At 35.1% G+C, this 17,668-nt stretch carries 15 protein-coding genes; all 15 read right to left on the reverse strand.

Annotation, left to right across the window (positions count from 1 at the left end; translation table 11 throughout):
• Positions 1-172: 172 nt before the first annotated feature.
• Positions 173-1,534: a DEAD/DEAH box helicase gene (locus FD688_RS02975; protein WP_138741729.1), complete on the reverse strand. Its 1,362-nt coding sequence runs from the start codon at positions 1,532-1,534 to the stop codon at positions 173-175.
• 3 nt (positions 1,535-1,537) lie between these two features.
• Positions 1,538-2,506 (reverse strand): DHH family phosphoesterase, encoded by a 969-nt coding sequence (locus tag FD688_RS02980; RefSeq protein WP_138741730.1) that lies wholly within the window; start codon positions 2,504-2,506, stop codon positions 1,538-1,540.
• A gap of 136 nt (positions 2,507-2,642) precedes the next feature.
• Positions 2,643-2,957: a preprotein translocase subunit YajC gene (yajC, locus tag FD688_RS02985; protein WP_080695532.1), complete on the reverse strand. Its 315-nt coding sequence runs from the start codon at positions 2,955-2,957 to the stop codon at positions 2,643-2,645.
• Between the two features lie 67 nt (positions 2,958-3,024).
• A complete protein-coding gene (ruvB, locus tag FD688_RS02990) occupies positions 3,025-4,035 on the reverse strand; it encodes a Holliday junction branch migration DNA helicase RuvB (RefSeq protein WP_138741731.1) in 1,011 nt (336 codons plus the stop codon).
• Positions 4,036-4,048: 13 nt separating this feature from the next.
• Positions 4,049-4,666: a Holliday junction branch migration protein RuvA gene (ruvA, locus tag FD688_RS02995; RefSeq protein ID WP_138741732.1), complete on the reverse strand. Its 618-nt coding sequence runs from the start codon at positions 4,664-4,666 to the stop codon at positions 4,049-4,051.
• A 13-nt stretch (positions 4,667-4,679) separates the two neighbouring features.
• Complete coding sequence (gene mutL, locus FD688_RS03000) at positions 4,680-6,620, reverse strand: DNA mismatch repair endonuclease MutL (RefSeq protein WP_138741733.1); 1,941 nt, start codon at positions 6,618-6,620, stop codon at positions 4,680-4,682.
• A gap of 15 nt (positions 6,621-6,635) precedes the next feature.
• On the reverse strand, positions 6,636-9,257 hold the full coding sequence (gene mutS / locus FD688_RS03005) for a DNA mismatch repair protein MutS (RefSeq protein ID WP_138741734.1): 2,622 nt from the start codon (positions 9,255-9,257) through the stop codon (positions 6,636-6,638).
• A gap of 23 nt (positions 9,258-9,280) precedes the next feature.
• On the reverse strand, positions 9,281-10,081 hold the full coding sequence (locus FD688_RS03010) for a TIGR00282 family metallophosphoesterase (RefSeq protein WP_138741735.1): 801 nt from the start codon (positions 10,079-10,081) through the stop codon (positions 9,281-9,283).
• A 79-nt stretch (positions 10,082-10,160) separates the two neighbouring features.
• Complete coding sequence (gene rny / locus FD688_RS03015) at positions 10,161-11,726, reverse strand: ribonuclease Y (RefSeq protein ID WP_053796470.1); 1,566 nt, start codon at positions 11,724-11,726, stop codon at positions 10,161-10,163.
• A 193-nt stretch (positions 11,727-11,919) separates the two neighbouring features.
• Complete coding sequence (gene recA, locus FD688_RS03020) at positions 11,920-12,966, reverse strand: recombinase RecA (protein WP_138741736.1); 1,047 nt, start codon at positions 12,964-12,966, stop codon at positions 11,920-11,922.
• An 89-nt stretch (positions 12,967-13,055) separates the two neighbouring features.
• Entirely contained in the window at positions 13,056-13,523 is a 468-nt protein-coding gene (locus FD688_RS03025) for a CinA family protein (RefSeq protein WP_138741737.1), read from the reverse strand.
• A 45-nt stretch (positions 13,524-13,568) separates the two neighbouring features.
• Positions 13,569-14,156 carry a CDP-diacylglycerol--glycerol-3-phosphate 3-phosphatidyltransferase gene (gene pgsA, locus FD688_RS03030; RefSeq protein WP_138741738.1) on the reverse strand — a complete coding sequence of 196 codons (588 nt, stop codon included), beginning with the start codon at positions 14,154-14,156 and terminating at the stop codon, positions 13,569-13,571.
• 47 nt (positions 14,157-14,203) lie between these two features.
• Entirely contained in the window at positions 14,204-15,052 is an 849-nt protein-coding gene (locus FD688_RS03035) for a helix-turn-helix domain-containing protein (protein ID WP_138741739.1), read from the reverse strand.
• Positions 15,053-15,130: 78 nt separating this feature from the next.
• The gene (gene yfmH / locus FD688_RS03040; protein WP_190242892.1) at positions 15,131-16,387 is read right to left on the reverse strand and encodes an EF-P 5-aminopentanol modification-associated protein YfmH; all 1,257 of its coding nucleotides are present in this window, start codon (positions 16,385-16,387) and stop codon (positions 15,131-15,133) included.
• Positions 16,377-17,651 carry an EF-P 5-aminopentanol modification-associated protein YfmF gene (gene yfmF / locus FD688_RS03045; protein WP_138741741.1) on the reverse strand — a complete coding sequence of 425 codons (1,275 nt, stop codon included), beginning with the start codon at positions 17,649-17,651 and terminating at the stop codon, positions 16,377-16,379. The genes yfmH and yfmF overlap by 11 nt, the downstream gene beginning before the upstream one ends.
• Positions 17,652-17,668 lie beyond the last annotated feature (17 nt).

Here is a 17,668-nt window from a genome sequence, read left to right on the forward strand (position 1 = left end):
CTCTTTAAGTCTCAATAACGCTGAGAAAGCGATTTAATTATTACTCGAGATAGCACTTGATAAACCCAATCATCTTTTTCACCGACCAAGATGTCTCTTAAAATGAAATTATACAAGCATGTTCTCTAATCTATATCTAAATTATATGGTTTATTAAAACCGGTGTCAAACGTTATCTATAACGTTGTGAACTGTTCTTCTTGGACTTTCTCTTACGACGTCCTTCTTCTCTTTGTTGGATACGACGATTCATTTCATCGTTTCGCTTAAGCTCTTGTTTAATCTTGTTCTTGTAACCAGGCTTAACGTTTCTCTTCTTCTTTTTAATCATACCAATCATGGTTGGTTCTAGCTTGTCATGACCACGACGGTGTGACTTTCTACGGTTACGATCGTAAGTGTCTTCAACACGGCCACCACGAATAACCTTCGGCTTAAATGAAATGCCCATCTTTTCTAATGCGTCAATTTCATCTTCCTCATCAGGAGAGTAAAGAGTAACCGCAGTTCCAGGCATGTTATTTCTACCAGTTCTTCCAACACGGTGAATGAAGTATTCCAAGTCTTCTGGAATATCATCGTTAATAACGTCAGAAACCCCTTCAATATCAATTCCACGAGCAGCTAAATCAGTAGCTACAACGTATTGGAATTCAAGATTTTGAATTTGTTTCATAGTTCTCTTACGTTCACGAGGTGTTAAATCACCAGAAACGATTCCGACCTTTAATCCTTGGTTACGTAAGAATTCGTAAATTTCTTCAACACGTTTTCTAGTGTTTGCAAAAATTAAGACGAGGTATGGTTCCCCCATGGTGATTAACTTGTAAATTAAGTCGTTCTTGTTCTGACCCTTAGTTGAAATTAACCAGTTATCAATTGTTGGACTAATAACGGTTCTGTTTGGAATATTTTCAACATATGGATTTTCAAGGTACTTCTTTAAAAATGGTTTCAATTTTTGTGGAATGGTTGCTGAGAACACCATCATTTGAACATCCTTACCAAAGCTTGCAGCGATGTTGTCGATGTCGTTTAAGAAACCAAGGTCTAAGGTCATATCAGCTTCGTCAATTACTAGTTGAGTAGCTGTATGAACTTGTAGATGTTGGCCTTTGATTAAATCAGAAATACGTCCTGGAGTTCCAATAACGATTTGTGGTTGTTCATTCTTTAGCTTTTCAATTTGTCTAACCTTATCAGTACCACCAACGTAGTTAGCGATATGAATGGTCTTGTCTGAATGCTTAGCTAGTTGCTTAGCATTATTGTAAATTTGGTAAGCTAATTCACGACTTGGAGTGGTAATAACAGCTTGGACTTCCAAGGTATCAACGTCTAATTTATCAAAAATTGGTAACAAGAACGCATGAGTCTTACCACTACCAGTGGCTGATTGACCAACAACGCTTCTACCCTTACGGATTTCAGGAATAATTTTTTCCTGAATAGCGGTTGGTTCTCTAAAGTTTAATTCATCTAAAGCATCCATGATGAATGGCTTTAAATTATATTGCTTAAATGTACTTGGCATTTATTATTCTCCTTTGTAACTAGCGACTAATTCGTCTAATTTACTAATTACCGACTTGATTTCGTCTTCGTCTCTAGCAGCGGCACCACTTGCCAAATCATGACCACCACCGCCAAATTCCTTGGCTAATTCATTAATAGCTGGTCCTTTGGATCTTAAGCTAATCTTGTATGTGCCATCTTCTTTTTGAATAAAGATAGCCCAAGCGGTTACTTGATTGATATTGCCAGGAAGTGGCACAACGGCTGAAGTTCTTTCATTGCCCAAATTGAATGGTTCCAAAACTTCATCGCTTAATACGATATAAGCGGCTCCGCTATCGGTAATACTTAGATTTTCATATACATATGCGGATAGTCTAGCCATTGGTAAGTCAATTGATGATTCAATTGTATTAACTTCACTAGTCGAGAAGTCTAACTTAGCCAATTCTGATGCCACCCTAAATGTGTTTGATGAAGTAGATGGATATTTGAAACGACCAGTGTCACCAACAATACCAGCGTATAATAAGCGACCAGCATTTGCGTTAATCTTTAACTTCTTTGAGGATTCAAACAAATCATAGATTAATTCAGATGTACTTGATGCTTCTGGTTCTACCCACATAATGTCTCCAAATTGGTCATCATTTGGATGGTGATCAATCTTAATCATCATCTTTCCTTGGGTATATCTATCATCATCAACCCGTGGTTGGTTAGCGGTATCAACAACAATAACCAATGCATTCTTGTATACATCGTCATCAATTTCGTCGGTTGTTCCTAACCAATCAAAACTTTGATATTGCTTTCCAACACAGTAAACCTTCTTACTTGGAAAAGATTCCTTGATGATGTTTGCTAATCCCATTTGAGAACCATATGCATCTGGATCTGGTCTTTGGTGTCTATGGATAATAATTGTATCAAAATCGCAAATGGCTTTGACAATCTTACTTTGCGTTGATAATTTGAAAAAATTAAACATTTTGCTCATAATCGCTCCTAATATCCTTCTATAAATTCATAATATAATTATATCATATGGTCATTTATGTTGTTTAGGCCTTAACAGACAAAAGAGACAACCTTCAGCACTGCTGAAAACTGTCTCTTTCAACTTATTATTTTTCTTCTTTAGCTTCTTTTGCAGAGTCATCTGACTTAGCGTCAGCAACACGATCAGTTACCTTTGCGATTGCGTTTAGGTCAAATACTAAGTAAATGCCGTCACAGTCTAAAGTAACAGTCTTTTCTTCTTCGTTGATATCGTCAACAATACCGTGTAAGCGACCGATAGTTGTTACGTGGTCACCCTTTTGAAGTTGTTTTAATGTTTCTGCGTGTTTTTGTTGTTGTTTCTTTTGTGGTCTAATAACCAAGAAATACATAATCGCAAATAATACGATTAAAATAATAAATCCACTGTAGTTACCCATTATAGTTCACCGTACCTCTCATAATTTAATATATATCTTATCAAAATTATCATTAATAGTCCAGTCCCTAATTATCACGATTAATCGGATAATTAAGGTGATGATAACCATTATCGGTTACCACTCTACCCCTGGCTGTTCTTTTAATATAACCAATTTGAAGAAGATATGGTTCGTACATTTCTTCAATTGTATTCACTTCTTCCCCAATATTAGCAGCAAGTGTTGATACACCGACTGGACCACCATTGTAAAACTCAATCATGGTCTTTAACAGCTTAATATCAGTTGCATCCAATCCTTCGTTATCAACACCCAACATCTTAAGTGAAGTATCAACGATATCGACATCAACGTTTCCATCGTTTGATACTTGAGCAAAGTCACGAACTCGTTTTAATAAACGGTTAGCAATTCTAGGTGTTCCTCTTGAACGTCTTGCAATTTCGTGTGCACCTTGATCATAAATCTTAGTATGGAAAATATCAGCTGAACGTAAAACGATATCTTGTAAATCTTCGGTATTGTAGTACTTCATGTGTTCAACGATTCCAAAACGATCTCTAAATGGTGCTGATAGCAATCCAGCTCTGGTAGTTGCACCAATCAAAGTAAATGGTGGCAATGGCAAATGGACAGGATGCGCTGTTGGGCCTTGACCTACAACGATGTCAACACTGAAGTCTTCCATTGCTGAATAAAGCATTTCTTCAACCGTCTTAGGAAGACGATGAATTTCATCAATAAATAAAATATCACCAGGTTGTAATTCATTTAGTAGTGCTGCTAAATCACCGGTCTTTTCAATTGCTGGACCACTGGTTGTTTTGATGTTTGCTTCCATTTCGTTTGCGATCACCATTGCTAAAGTGGTCTTACCTAATCCAGGAGGACCATATAATAGAACGTGGTCTAAAGTTTCTTCACGTTGCTTAGCAGCCTTGATGTACACTGACAACTCTTTCTTTAAGTCATCTTGACCAATGTACTCTGATAAATATTGTGGACGGAGTGATTTTTCAAATGTTTCTTCAATTCTACCTTCAATATCGCCTGAGATAATGCGGTTATCATCCATTTAATACTCCTCCTTAAAATTTAGTTACTGCACTTAAACCTTGTCTTAAATAATCTTCAGTTGACGTAACTTCAATATCTTCTAAGGCCTTTCTAGCCTTCTTAATATCACGTGCTGAGTAGCCCAATTCACTTAGTGCTTCCAGCGCATCTTCAAGTGCTTGATTATCAGACTTATCATCAGATGCCGGTTGACTTTCAGCAGTAAAGTCATCGAATAATGATGGTGCTATGTCATCTAACTTGCCTTTCAAATCAAGAATAATTTGCTTAGCTGTCTTTTGGCCTACACCTGGGAATTTAGTTAAGTAAGTAACGTTTTCAGTATTAATCGCATTTAACAATGATTGTGGATCATTTCCAGCAATAATCGCAAGCGCACTCTTAGGACCAATTCCTGAAACGTTTAGTAACTTCTCAAATATTGATTTTAATTCTCGACTTGAGAATCCGTAAAGTAATTGTGATGAATCAGTCACAGCTTGGTGAATGAAAATCTTCACTTGTTTTTTATTATCCACTTGATATACATACGGATTGGATGTATATACAAGGTATCCAACTCCATTTACATCAACTACGATGTATCCTGGTTGGACATCTTCGATAGTTCCTTTTAAATATTCAAACATAGTCTATCCTCGATTACATGAAATTGTCATTAGTATGTGGGTCTTGAATTCGTTTGAACATCTTTTCCATATCGGTATTAGAAAAAGATACCAAAACAGGTCTGCCATGAGGGCAGTTAAACGGATTGTTAACAGTCGCTAATTCATCAAGTAAATGAATGGCCTGTTTTCTATCCAAATGGTGGTTAGCCTTAATTGCTTGCTTACAGCTCATCATAATTGCTGTTTGCGCTCTAAAGGAAGCTACTGAGATATTCTTATGATTAATGACCCAATCAATCATTTCTCGAATTGTTTCTTCCTCATTACCTTCTTCAATCCAAGTTGGATGCTGCTTTACTATAAAGCTGTTATTACCAAATGGTTCAACATTTAAGCCAACTTCCTTTAGCATCCCCAATTTTTCCTGAATGATTAACGCGTCACGATTAGGATAATCTAAAACTAGTGGCACTAGTAAATTTTGTTGGTTGTTAGATACCTCTCCTATCTCGGTTCTCAATCGTTCATAGTTAATTCTTTCCTGGGCAGCATGTTGATCGACAATATACATACCATCATCTGATTCAGCGATTAAATAAGTTCCATGAAGCTGACCAATATACAATAAATTAGGAAAACGGGGTTGATCATCATTATTTGATACCTCATAATCACTAACTTCACTTTCCCCAAACGGAGTTACTGAGTGTTCATAGCGATGAGCAAAACTTTGTACATCTTTATCATTTAATTGTGCCTTATTACTGATGTAAATAGCATCAATATCAGAATTCTTAATGTTTTCCTTAGGTGTTGTTTCTTCCTCTTCTGCTTGAGGTTGTAAAACGGGCTCAACATAATCGTTAACTAAAGATTCACTCTTTGGTTTTTCCTTTGTCTTCGAATATTGGTTGATTTGCATTTGCAACTGTTCAGTAGTATATCTTGGCTGAACAGCGCGGTCCCTAGTCATTACTTCAGGAATTAGGTTTTCTTGATAAATCGTATCATAGATTGTTTTGGCAACCAAATTGCATAACTGCTCTTCCTTACTAATTCTAACTGTTTGCTTAGTTGGATGAACGTTTACATCAGTTAAAACCGGATCTAACTCGATGTTTAATACAGCAATTGGATAACGACCAACCATTAGCTTAGAACCATAACCATCGGTGATTGCTTTAAATAACGCATAGTTTTTAACGTATCGACCATTCAAAGTGATGGTGACGTAGTTTCTAGAAGCCCTTGTTAATTCAGGTAAACTTACGAAACCACTAATCTTAAAGTCATTATCAGCATTTTCAATCTTAATAATGCGTTTAAGATTCTTGGCACCATAAATGTCACCGATTACCTGTTGGAGTTGTCCTCTACCTGATGTTCTTAAGATTTCTCTTTGGTTATGAACCAACGAAAATGCGATATCAGGATGACCAATTGCTAAACGATCAACAATATCAGAAATCTTGGCTAGTTCGGTCTTGATAGTCTTCATATATTTTAATCTGGCCGGCGTATTGAAGAATAAGTCCTCGACACAGATACTTGTACCTCTTCTAGCTTCTGCTGGTTTAATTTCTTTAATTTCGCCACCCTTGATATGAATCTGAGTTCCTTCATCACCAGTCGATGTTTTTAAATGAACATCTGACACTGAAGCAATCGAAGGCAATGCTTCACCACGGAATCCTAAAGATTGCACTTTAAAGAGATCCCTTTGGTTATTAATCTTACTTGTTGCATGACGTTTAAAGGCGATTTCGACATCATCGTGATTAATCCCAATTCCATCATCGATAATTTCAACTTTCTTTAATCCTGCATCTTCAATATTGATATCAATTTGCGTACTTTGCGCATCAATTGAATTTTCAACTAATTCTTTTACAACCGAAGCAGGTCGTTCAACAACTTCACCGGCTGCAATTTGATCAGCAAGAATTGTTGATAACTCATGTATTTTATGCAAGATTAATCACCTCATTTATTTATCAATTTCGCGTTTCCATTTATATACTTCATTCATAATATCCATTGGTGTCTTAGACATCAAGTCTAAATCCTTAAGAGCTTTCAGAATCTTATCTTCGCCACTCTTACGTTTTTTCTTTTGGGGTTCTTTAACATCCCCAAACAATGATAGCTGTTGTTCTGGTTCATCATTCTCGTCTTCAACGACTGGACTTGATTTTTCTGCCATGACAACATTGTCAGTATTAGTCTTTTCATTGTTATTTTCCAAGTCACTTAAAATGACGTCTGCTCTAGATAATAATTCATTTGGTAAACCAGCTAATTTAGCAACGTGAATACCATATGACTTATCGGCAGCACCCTTCTTCACCTTGTGTAGAAAAACTAGTTCACCGTTTTTTTCAACCGCACCAACATGAACGTTTTGTAGTTCATCCAATGAATCGGCTAATTCAGTCAATTCATGGTAATGAGTAGAAAATAGTGTCTTAGCATGGATGTGGTTATGAACATATTCAATAATTGATTGAGCTAACGCCATTCCATCGTATGTGGCTGTCCCTCTACCGATTTCATCGAATAGAATCAAACTGTTATCGGTAGCATTTTGAATTGCTTCGTTTGATTCCTTCATTTCAACCATGAAGGTACTTTGACCAGAAATCAAATCATCGGCAGCACCAATTCTGGTAAAGATTTGGTCAAAAATCGGCATTTCGGCTGACTTAGCAGGAACGAAACAACCAATTTGAGCCATGATGACTGTTAAAGCCAATTGACGCATGTAAGTACTCTTACCAGACATATTAGGACCAGTTATTAATAAGACGTTAGTGCCTGGATCCATAATCACGTCGTTTGGAACGTATGATTGATGACCCATAACCTTTTCAACCACAGGATGTCTACCATCAACAATTTCTAGCTTATGTTCTTCATTTAATGTTGGACGAACCAATCTGTATTCATCTGAGATAGATGCAAAGCTTTGCATTACATCCAAACTAGATACCGCATTGGCTAGTTTTTGTAATCTTTGAATTGCACTCTTAACAACATCTCGGACTTCACTGAATAATTCATATTCAAGTGTCTTTGATTTTTCTTGTGCTTCAATGATTAACTTTTCTTTTTCCTTTAATTCAGGAGTAGAGAATCTTTCAGCATTGGTAAGAGTTTGCTTTCTTTCATATCTATCTTCTGGCAACTTGCTTAGGTTGGCCTTTGATACTTCGATGTAGTAACCAAAAACATGGTTGTAACCAATCTTTAGATTATTGATACCAGTAAGTTCACGTTCCTTACTTTCTAGTTCAGCAATCCATTGTTTGCCGTTGTTCATTGCATCCCTGTATTGATCCAACATTTGGTTATAGCCATCTTTAATAACTCCACCATCAGTAACAGAAATTGGTGGTTCTTCAGTAATTGATTTGTCAATCAATTCTGACACTTCATCGACTGGATCTAAATCGTTGTTAATTTCATCAAAAGATTTTGTATCCATTTCACCCAAAATATATTTAATCTTTGGGATTTGTTGAAGTGATGTCTTTAATTGAACTAAGTCACGTCCGTTAACTGAACCAAAAGAAACTTTTCCCGCAAGTCTTTCTAGATCGTAAACCTTCACCAACATGTCAGTGATTTCACTACGTTCGTAGTAATGATTCAATAAGTCATCGACTTGGTTTTGACGGTTTTCAATAGATGCTTTATTAATCAGTGGATGGTCAATCCATTCGCGTAATTTTCTACCACCCATCGCTGTTTTAGTTTCATCCAAAAGCCATAGTAAACTACCAGACTTCTTATTAGTTCTAAGATTCTTGGTTAATTCAAGGTTGTATTGTGAATTGTGGTCCATCTTCAAGAATTCAGCTGGCTTGTATGCAACTGCTGCCTTCATGTGAGAAAGACTACGTTTTTGAGTGTCCACAATGTAAGTAGTTAATCTATTTACGACCTTCTTTTCTAGGTCTTGTCTTAATCCTTCTGAAAGATATTGCATATCTTCTAATTCTTTAATGTCGTCTTGATATGATACCAAGATTCCAACCTTATTAATTAGCTTGATATCTTTCTCAGGGATTTCCCGATTAACGATTACTTCCTTAGTTTGTAAGGTCATTAATTCATTTAAAACACTGTTCATATTGCTTAAAACAGTGGTCTTTAATTCACCTGTAGATAGTTCAGCATATGCAAAACCATAACCATCATCTGAATATTCAATTGCTGTTAAGTAGTTATTATCCTTAGCATTTTCAGCGCCCATTGTAGTTCTAGTACCTGGAGTGACTAATTGAGTAACGGCTCTTTTGACCATTCCCTTTGCCAACTTAGGGTCCTCCATTTGTTCTACAATTGCGACTTTATAACCCTTATCAATTAATGTATCGATATACGATTCAACTGCCTTATGTGGTACCCCACACATTGGGATTGGGTTATCAGCATTCTTACTTCTAGAAGTTAATGTAAGTTCAAGAATTTGAGCACCTTTTACTGCATCTTCATTGAACATTTCATAAAAATCACCAAGACGATAAAAAACAAAAGCATCTGGGTATTGATCTTTTACTTGCTGATATTGTTCCATCATTGGTGTTTGTTTAGTTTTACTAGCCATTAAAACAATATCCTCCTTTGCTACTAACCTTTGTATGAATGATTTGGATCAATTAATATTTTTTCAATAGATTTAGCAGTACCATCATCTCTTAAATCAATAACACATCCGGAGACGATTCCGCGTCCTCTTTCTTCGACTTCAAATCGAGTGGGACGTTGTGTGATGAAACGATGAATGATGTTTTCATACTTCATTCCTAAAACACCATCAAAAGGTCCACACATTCCAACGTCAGAAATGAACGCTGTGCCATTTTTTAAAATTTGGTCATCATTTGTCTGTACATGTGTATGGGTTCCCACAATCGCAGAAATCTGACCATCTAGATACATTCCCATTGCTTTCTTTTCACTTGTTGTTTCAGCATGAAAATCAACAAAAATTGCATCTGATTCATTTTTAATTTTGCTAATAAGTTCGTCTATTTTTTGGAAGGGATCATCAATCGGATCAATAAAGATTCTTCCCTGTAAATTAACCACTGCCAATTTCTTATTGTTAACATTAATAATTGTATATCCACTACCCGGCACATCTTTACCAGGATAATTAAGAGGACGTACTAATTTTTTTGTATCATCAATAAAATCAAAGATTTCTTCGTTATTCCATGCATGGTTTCCCAATGTAATTACATCAGTCCCTGCATTCATAATTTGTTTATATACTTTTTTATTAATCCCACGACCAAATGATGTTGAGTTTTCTCCATTTACAATCGTCACCTGTGGCTTGTAGTCTCTTTTTAATAATGGTAGATACTTACTTACCATCTCTACCCCCAAGTTACCCACTACATCGCCTAAAAATAGTATTCTCATTTTCGTCCTCAATTCATTATTATATATATACTATTTTACATCGTTTTACATAAAATAAAAAAGGGCAAATGCCCTTTTTTTATTTTGCATATTCGATTGATCTTACTTCTCTAATAATTGTAACCTTGATATGTCCAGGATATTCCATATCCTCTTCAATCTTATTTTTAATATCTCTAGCTAAAACAACTGCTTGAGTATCAGAAACTTTTTCTGGTTTTACAATCACTCTAATTTCACGTCCGGCTTGAATTGCGTAGCTCTTATTTACTTCTTCAAAACTATCACTAATTGTTTCCAAACTTTCTAGACGATGAACAAAGCTTTCAAGAGATTTACTCTTTGCACCTGGTCTAGCAATCGCAATCTTGTTTGCGATATTAACTAATTCAGAAATGATGTACTTAGGTTCACTGTCCTCATTATCGGCTGCAATTGAGTCAATAACAACTGGACTTTCCTTAAACTTCTTGGCTAAATCGACACCAAGGTCAATATGAGAACCTTCTGTTTCATTATCTGCAGAGCGACCAATTTCGTGCAATAATCCCGCGCGTTTTGCTAATACGACGTCTTCACCTAATTCTGCGGCTAAGACACCTGACAACTTCGCAACTTCAATAGAATGGCTTAAAACATTACGACCATGGTAAATCTTAAATTTCAACTTACCAATCATCATAATCATTTCAGGACTCAATGAATGAATTCCTAAATCAAATACTGTTTCTTCACCAATTTCTTGAATCTTTTCATCAAGTTCTCGACGACTCTTATCTACCATTTCTTCGATTCTAGCTGGGTGAATACGACCATCCTTAATTAGGCTTTCAAGTGCCATCTTGGCAACTTCACGTCTAATAGGATCAAATCCACTTAGCACAACTGCTTCTGGCGTATCATCAATAACCAAATCAATCCCTGTTAGGGTTTCAAAAGTTCTAATGTTTCTACCTTCGCGCCCAATGATACGACCCTTCATATCATCGTTAGGCAGGTTAACAACTGAAACTGTGGTTTCAGATACGATATCAGCAGCGCTTTGTTGAATCGCTTCAATAACTAGATTCTTTGCATTCTCAGAAGATTCCTTACGAGCTAAGTTATAACTATCCTTAACCATCTTGGCACGTTCATCAGCTAATTCTTTCTTTGTTTCGTTAATAATTAGCTCTTGTGCTTCTTCTTGAGAAAGTGAAGAGATACGTTCTAATTCATCTTGACGTTGTTTAACTAGCATATCAGCTTGCTGTTGCTTTTGTTCAAGTTTCTTTTGGTTTGAATTAAGCTTTTCTTCACGCTTATTCAATGAATCTTCACGCTTATCAAAAGCATCATCTTTACGATCTAAAGAATCTTCACGTTGAATTAGACGATTTTCTTGTCGTTGAACTTCGATTCGTCTTTGCTTAATTTCCTTTTCGATGTTTGAACGATAATGGTTACTCTTTTCTCTTGCTTCAAGAATTGCTTCCTTAGCTGAGGTTTGAGCTTGTCGCTTAGCATCTTCCAAAATATCTTGTGCACTCATGTGGGCCTTTGTTAATTTCTTATCAACAATCTTCTTGTTAGAAAACATTCCCACAGAAATACCAACTACAAAAGCAGCGATGATTGCGAGGATTATAGGTAAAAAATAAGTCATAGGCTTATTGCACCTCCACATCATCTAATTTAATTAAGTTTTTGATAATTGCGCATTGAACAATTTATTAGTCATTTTGCGAACTAAATAAATAGTTCAATGTACATTACTATATTTTAAATTTTAGTTGTGAAAGTGTCAACACATGTTATTTTCTTTTGCAAAATAAAAAAGCCTTTCGGCTTCTTTATCATTATTCTTCACCGGTATCCAAACTTGTTTGTTCAGACTCGCCTGATTCAGAATCATCTTCACCCATGCCATATGCGGCACGAACTTTTTTGTTGATTTCTTCCATTTTGTCCGGATTATCTTGTAAGAATTGTTTTGCATTTTCACGACCTTGTCCAATTCTTTCTTCACCGTAAGAGTACCATGAACCAGACTTACCAATAATATCCTGTTCAACGGCCATATCAACTAATTCACCAGTTTGTGAAATACCTTGACCGTACATGATATCAACTTCAGCACGTTTAAATGGAGGAGCTACCTTATTTTTGGCAACTTTAATCTTAGTTCTGTTACCAATAATGTCAGTACCATCTTTAATTTGTTCAGCTCTTCTAATTTCTAGTCTGATAGTTGAATAGAACTTAAGAGCACGTCCACCAGGTGTAGTTTCTGGGTTTCCAAACATAACTCCAACTTTTTCTCTAATTTGGTTAATAAATAGAGCAATAGTCTTAGTCTTGTTAATTGATCCAGATAACTTACGTAGTGCTTGTGACATTAAACGAGCTTGCAAACCAACGTGAGCATCACCCATTTCACCTTCAATTTCAGCTCTAGGTACTAAAGCCGCAACTGAATCCACAACTACGATATCTATAGCACCACTAGATACAAGGGCATCACAGATTTGTAAACCTTGTTCACCAGTATCAGGTTGTGATAGAAGTAAATCATCAATGTTTACTCCTAGGTTGGTAGCATATACTGGATCTAAAGCATTTTCAGCATCGATGTATGCTGCTGTTCCGCCTTGCTTTTGTACTTCCGCAACAGCTTGTAGCGCAATGGTAGTTTTACCTGAACTTTCAGGTCCATAAATTTCAACAATTCTTCCTCGTGGGAATCCTCCAACACCTAATGCGTTATCAAGTGCTAAAGAACCTGTTGGTACAGTGGAAATTCTAGTATCTCCACGGTCTCCCATTCTCATGATTGAACCTTTACCGAATTCTTTTTCAATTCGTTTTAAGGCACCATCTAGAGCCGCTTTTCGTTCATCAGCCATTAATTTGACCTCCCTGTTATAACTATTCGATATTTATACTATACTAATCTATCACTAAAAAAGCAAGTAAAACAGAACAAAAGTTCGCATTATTTAGAATACTCATTTTCAATCATTTCTAATGCAGCTTGCACTGACTGTTCACGTACTTCTTGACGTGATCCACTAAAATGAAATTCTTTCGCAACTTGATTTCCCTTGAAATCTAATCCGATAAATACAGTTCCTGCAGGTTGCCCTTCCAAACTATCAGGACCAGCTACACCTGTAAAGGAAACGCCTACATCTACATTCATGATTTGCTTTGATTGTTTAGCCATCCAAATTGCTACTTGCTCTGAAACAACTCCATAATTATCAATGACATCCATTGGAATCGACAACAATTTAGCCTTTGATTCATTTGAATAAGTAACAAATCCACCAAAGAAGATAGAAGAAACACCGGGAACTCCACCAATAGTGGATTGAAACATTCCCGCAGTTAAGCTTTCTGCTCCGGTTATTGTAATTTTATCGTCAATTAGTTTGTTAACAATTGATGTATCAATTTGCATACATAATTCGACCTTCCTTATATATATACGATAATTAAAACTTTTTTACTTAAAAGAATCTGAAAAAATGAAGCGACTCTTCCAAAAGTATTCAACACCTGAGTAAACAGTGAAGAATAAGCAAATATAAAGTAATAATGTACCAAAACCAATAGTTGTAAATGGAATAAATAAGAAATCATTCAATAATAATAAAATGATGGCAATCATTTGACTGAATGTTTTAATCTTGCCAGGCCATGCAGCAGCAATTACTTGGCCATCATTTTCAACAACAATTAGTCTAAGCCCAGTAACGGCCAGTTCACGACATACAATTACAGCTGCTACCCATGCAGGTACAAATCCAAATGAAACGAGGATAATGAATGCTGACATAACAATCATTTTGTCAGCCAATGGATCAGCAAATTTACCGAAGTTCGTAACTAAATGTTGTCTTCTAGCAATTTGTCCATCTAAAAAGTCTGTAATACATGCAGCAGCAAAAACAATTGCTGCAACGATTCTGGTAACTTGGATACTTGTGCCTAACCAGATAACCGTTCCCATGTTAATAGAACATGAAAGCAAGATAATGAATAATGGAATCATTATTATTCTAATTAATGTAAGTTTGTTTGGTAAATTCATAGTTTCCTCCATAGAAATAAAAAAGGGCTTTAATAAAGCCCTCTTTTTTATTTACTAAATTCTAATGTAATTTGTGTAGTTAAAGGTGTGCTCTTATCGTATTTCAATTCAGTACCATTAACCAAGATTTTAGCACCTTGAGTATTACCTAATGAAATGTTAACACTCTTAGTGTCAGATGGAAGCTTAACATCCTTCTTATCACCACTGTTTTGTGAACCTTGGAATAGAGTCTTATTATCAGCCATGATTGATGACCATGCTCTACCAGTTGCCTTTAAAGTAACAGTGTTTTCCTTTTGACCAGTCACATTATACTTAGTAGCATTAACTTCCTTAATGGTAGTTTTTCCTTCAGTGGACTTCTTATCTTCTTTCTTCTTGTTATCAGCCTTGCTACTTGATGATTCTGAAGAACCAGTAACTGAAACAGAACTACTGCTAATACTTGTTTGCGAAGAACTATTAGTATGTACAACAACCGCCCAAACACCGCAAACAACTACTAAAATTGCAACTATAATTCCGATAGTTGGAATAGCCTTACGGAATGAGTCTTTTCTTTGTTCACGACTACGACTAGCTACACGGCTATTAACGTCATCCTTAGATACTTCATCAGCGTATTCTTCACTTTGAGTATCAGGAAGACTGTCGTCATGTTCATTCAATAATTCAATACCGTTAACGCCAACAGTGTCAGCGAACTGCTTAATAAACGCGCGAACATAAAAATCACCAGGAAGTTCAGCGAAGTTCCCTTGTTCAATTGCTTCGAGGTAATGTTTTTGGATTTTGGTAATCTTTTGAATATCGTCAATGGACATTCCCTTGGCGACACGTGCATCGTGTAGTGATTTACCAATTTCTACTTGTTTTCCATTGTTATTTTGCATAGGTATTACTCCACTTATTTATTATTTTACATCTACAGTATATCATAATTAGCTATATTATCTAGGCATCTAAACTAATTAATTTTTTGGAAAAATCTTATTTTTTACTATCATGTCAGGTTTCAAGAATAATTTTCCATAATGGATTAAATCATCTAATTCTAATTGTTTAATCATTTCAACTTCATCATAAATATTTTCAAAATCATGATCCTCGTCTGACATGTTATTTGCAATTGCTTCAATTGAATTCATCATTGAAACATGTTGACCGATTTCTTCTTTTTTAATTAATTCAAACTCATCTTCTTTACCTGAGATATAGTCGGTAAAGTTGACCAATACATCAGAAATCATATCAATGAATTTATTGATTTTTTCTGTTTCTCCCGCTAAAACCGCGAAATTAAACTGGTCTTCACAATCAAAATCAAAACCGAATGAATCATCGATAACTCCATCATTGTACATCTTTTCATAAATATCAGAACCTTCTGATAAAAGAAGCTGTAGTAATAATGAAATGGATAGTTCATATTTGATATCCCCATTATACGTAGAGTCACCCTTAATTCCTAAAGCAACTTTAGGACGATTTACATCCATATAATGAGTGGTTTCATTAATAATTTCAAATGACTGAATTGATGTTCTTTTAACATCTTTAACATTGTCAAAAGTTTTTTTATTTTGATTATCACTAACCCACTTAAAAATATCTTCAGGAATAACGTTACCAACAACTGTAAGTTGCATATTTTGTGGTTGATAAAAGTAATTATAAGAATCATACAAGTCTTGTTTAGTAATCTTATATATTGAATCTTCAGTCCCAGCAATATCAACATTTAATGATGTATCTGGGAACATATTTTGAACTGTCTTGAAGAACAAAACTGCACCGGGTTCATCATCATACATACTGATTTCTTGTCCAATGATTCCTTTTTCTTTTTCAACCTTTGCATCACTGAAATAAGGTTCTTGAACAAAGTCCAATAACTCATTTAAGTTTTCATGAACTTTATCAGTTGTAGAGAATAAGTAACTGGTTTTATTAAAACTAGTAAATGCATTAGACCCTGCTCCATATTTAGAGAAAACATCCATGGCATCATGATCCTCTTTATCGAACATCTTATGTTCTAGAAAATGAGCAATCCCTGCTGGATAAATTTTACCATCAATATTGGTATCAATAGATCCATATCGCACAGAAAATGTGGCATATGTTTTTTGGTAACCCTTTTTAGGAACAACTACTACTGACAATCCATTGTCCATCTTATCTATATATACTTTTTCGTTAAAATTTACGTACTCTTTAATTTGCATCATCAATCCTCCCATCCAAGAAGAAAATTGAATTTAATTTTACCTTTTTTGCAACATTAGCAATTTGATCAATTGTCACTTCATTAACACGTTGCTTCCACTCATCAAAAGACAATACACGATTCAATAATCCATTAACGAATTGTTGTTCCATATTCTGACGAGGACTATCTAAAATAGATTTTTTAGCATTAATCATTTCTGCTTTGATACTGTTTAAAACGTTAATATCAATATTTCCATTCGCAATATCATCAAGTTGTTCTTTAACAATAGATAAAACTTTGTCCTTATTACTGTAATTAATACCTGTACTTACCATCACAAAACCATTGATTGAGTTATATGAACTGCTTGCACTGTATGCTAAACTGTTCTTTTCCCTAACGTTTTTAAATAGCTTAGATTGTGGTGTCCCACCAAAGACAGCGTTGAACAATATCGCTGCCATTGATTCTTTATTATTGTAAAAAATGGGCAAACGGTATCCTAAATTCAAGCAACTTTGTGACGATTGAATTTTTTTATCAACCATTTCAATATCGGTATTCATACTAAATGAAGTTAATGGTTCCAATTCATATTCATTACTGCGGTCTGACAAGTTAAACTGATCAAATAGGTTATAAATCTTATCTTCATCAACATCACCGATAACAGAAATTTTTATATTATCGTTTTTTATGACAGATGAATAGTATTCATACTCATTTTGAACGTCAATTAAATCATAATCATTTGGTGTTCCAAATATAAAAGAACCACGGTTTAGGTAGTCCTTGTAAAATAATTTTTTCAATTGAATTGAAGCATAGTATTGCTTGTCATCTGCAACTGATTCAACATATTTTTTCATATTGTTTCTTTGTAAGGCAAATGTGTCCTTATCAAATTGACCATCAAAAACCAATGGCTTGAATACTACGCTATAAATAAAACTAACAGCCCGTTGTAATAAATCATCTTTTGCATCCACAAACTTTGGGTTTGGAATGCTCAAATTAATTCTTAGAACAGACAAATTACCATATCTCAAAACGTTGGTTCCAAAACTGGCTCCATACATTGATGATAAGTATCTTGCTAATTTGGATTGCGTTGGATAATCTTGATTACTAATTTCCATCAATTCTGCAAGTACTGCTCGTTTAGCAAAATTTTCAGGAATAGCATTGCTAACTAGATCAAAACTAAATGAAATTGTTTTGAATTTATCTTCTGGAATAACATTTAAGTCTACTCCATTAGCTAATTTCTTATGCAACAAAATCCCACCTCTAG

The sequence above is a fragment of the Apilactobacillus kunkeei genome (genome assembly GCF_005930975.1).
GTDB lineage: Bacteria > Bacillota > Bacilli > Lactobacillales > Lactobacillaceae > Apilactobacillus > Apilactobacillus kunkeei_E.

Excerpts from the sequence above, each read along its gene's own strand:
- FD688_RS02975 (WP_138741729.1), bottom strand. The coding sequence starts at position 1,534 with ATGCCAAGTACATTTAAGCAATATAATTTAAAGCCATTCATCATGGAT.
- FD688_RS02980 (WP_138741730.1), bottom strand. The coding sequence starts at position 2,506 with ATGTTTAATTTTTTCAAATTATCAACGCAAAGTAAGATTGTCAAAGCC.
- yajC (WP_080695532.1), bottom strand. The coding sequence starts at position 2,957 with ATGGGTAACTACAGTGGATTTATTATTTTAATCGTATTATTTGCGATT.
- ruvB (WP_138741731.1), bottom strand. The coding sequence starts at position 4,035 with ATGGATGATAACCGCATTATCTCAGGCGATATTGAAGGTAGAATTGAA.
- ruvA (WP_138741732.1), bottom strand. The coding sequence starts at position 4,666 with ATGTTTGAATATTTAAAAGGAACTATCGAAGATGTCCAACCAGGATAC.
- mutS (WP_138741734.1), bottom strand. The coding sequence starts at position 9,257 with ATGGCTAGTAAAACTAAACAAACACCAATGATGGAACAATATCAGCAA.
- FD688_RS03010 (WP_138741735.1), bottom strand. The coding sequence starts at position 10,081 with ATGAGAATACTATTTTTAGGCGATGTAGTGGGTAACTTGGGGGTAGAG.
- rny (WP_053796470.1), bottom strand. The coding sequence starts at position 11,726 with ATGACTTATTTTTTACCTATAATCCTCGCAATCATCGCTGCTTTTGTA.
- recA (WP_138741736.1), bottom strand. The coding sequence starts at position 12,966 with ATGGCTGATGAACGAAAAGCGGCTCTAGATGGTGCCTTAAAACGAATT.
- FD688_RS03025 (WP_138741737.1), bottom strand. The coding sequence starts at position 13,523 with ATGCAAATTGATACATCAATTGTTAACAAACTAATTGACGATAAAATT.
- pgsA (WP_138741738.1), bottom strand. The coding sequence starts at position 14,156 with ATGAATTTACCAAACAAACTTACATTAATTAGAATAATAATGATTCCA.
- FD688_RS03035 (WP_138741739.1), bottom strand. The coding sequence starts at position 15,052 with ATGCAAAATAACAATGGAAAACAAGTAGAAATTGGTAAATCACTACAC.
- yfmH (WP_190242892.1), bottom strand. The coding sequence starts at position 16,387 with ATGCAAATTAAAGAGTACGTAAATTTTAACGAAAAAGTATATATAGAT.